General features: G+C 54.6%; 1 tRNA gene and 1 rRNA gene. Both read right to left on the bottom strand.

From position 1 onward, the window contains the following. Nucleotides 1-1,139: ribosomal RNA gene (locus BM388_RS17450) — 23S ribosomal RNA — on the bottom strand; the annotation flags it as partial. A gap of 194 nt (nt 1,140-1,333) precedes the next feature. After that, nucleotides 1,334-1,409, bottom strand: a tRNA-Ala gene (locus tag BM388_RS17445). Between the last annotated feature and the right edge of the window lie 105 nt (nt 1,410-1,514).

Here is a 1,514-nt window from a genome sequence, read left to right as displayed (position 1 = left end):
ACCTGGTTTGAGCCCCGTTACATCTTCCGCGCAGGCCGACTCGACTAGTGAGCTATTACGCTTTCTTTAAAGGATGGCTGCTTCTAAGCCAACCTCCTAGCTGTCTGAGCCTTCCCACATCGTTTCCCACTTAACCAGGATTTGGGGACCTTAGCTGACGGTCTGGGTTGTTTCCCTTTTCACAACGGACGTTAGCACCCGCTGTGTGTCTCCCACGCGTCACTCACCGGTATTCGGAGTTTGCCTCGGGTTGGTAAGTCGGGATGACCCCCTAGCCGAAACAGTGCTCTACCCCCGGCGGTGCTACGTGAGGCGCTACCTAAATAGCTTTCGAGGAGAACCAGCTATCTCCGGGCTTGATTAGCCTTTCACTCCGATCCACAAGTCATCCAAATCTTTTTCAACAGATCCTGGTTCGGTCCTCCAGTTGATGTTACTCAACCTTCAACCTGCTCATGGATAGATCGCCCGGTTTCGGGTCTATTCCCAGCGACTGGTCGCCCAGTTAAGACTCGGTTTCCCTACGCCTCCCCTATACGGTTAAGCTCGCCACTGAAAATAAGTCGCTGACCCATTATACAAAAGGTACGCGGTCACAGAACGAGTCTGCTCCCACTGCTTGTACGCACACGGTTTCAGGATCTATTTCACTCCCCTCTCCGGGGTTCTTTTCGCCTTTCCCTCACGGTACTGGTTCACTATCGGTCAGCCAGGAGTATTTAGCCTTGGAGGATGGTCCCCCCGTCTTCAGTCAAGGTTTCTCGTGCCCCGACCTACTCGATTTCACACCAATCAGATTTCGACTACGGGGCTATCACCCTGTATCGCGCGGCTTCCCAACCGCTTCGTCTATCAGTCATGGTGCTTAAGGGCTGGTCCCCGTTCGCTCGCCGCTACTAGGGGAATCTCGGTTGATTTCTTTTCCTCGGGGTAATGAGATGTTTCAGTTCCCCCGGTTCGCCTCCTGACACCTATGTATTCAGTGCAGGATACCCACGTTACCGTGGGTGGGTTTCCCCATTCAGAAATGCCCGGGTCGCAGGTTGTTTGCCACCTCGCCGAGCCTTATCGCAGGCTTCCACGTCTTTCATCGCCTCTGGCTGCCTAGGCATCCACCGTGTGCGCTTCATCGCTTGACCATATAACCCCAAGAGGTCTGGTCCGCGATGACAATCGACAATTGCCGGATACGCTTGAGACGTATCTCGTGTCTCTTCCTCTCGGAAGAAACGTTTGTCAGCATGATTCACATTGTTAAAGAGCACTGTTCAGAGAACAGTGGGAAGCCGTCTGGCTTGCCGCTGGTCTCTGTCTTGGACTGTTGTGGGAAGGATGGTGGAGCCTAGCGGGATCGAACCGCTGACCTCCTGCGTGCAAGGCAGGCGCTCTCCCAGCTGAGCTAAGGCCCCTCTGATCCTGCAAATGGTGGGTCTGGGCAGACTTGAATAAACCCCGCGACCTCACCCTTCTCTTTGCAGAACGTCCGGGGGTGCGCTCTAGCCAACTGAGCTTTC

The organism is Halomonas saccharevitans (genome assembly GCF_900116405.1).
Classification (GTDB): domain Bacteria; phylum Pseudomonadota; class Gammaproteobacteria; order Pseudomonadales; family Halomonadaceae; genus Halomonas; species Halomonas saccharevitans.
Note: the sequence above shows the minus strand (reverse complement) of the source record. Positions and strands in the feature narration are given on the sequence as shown.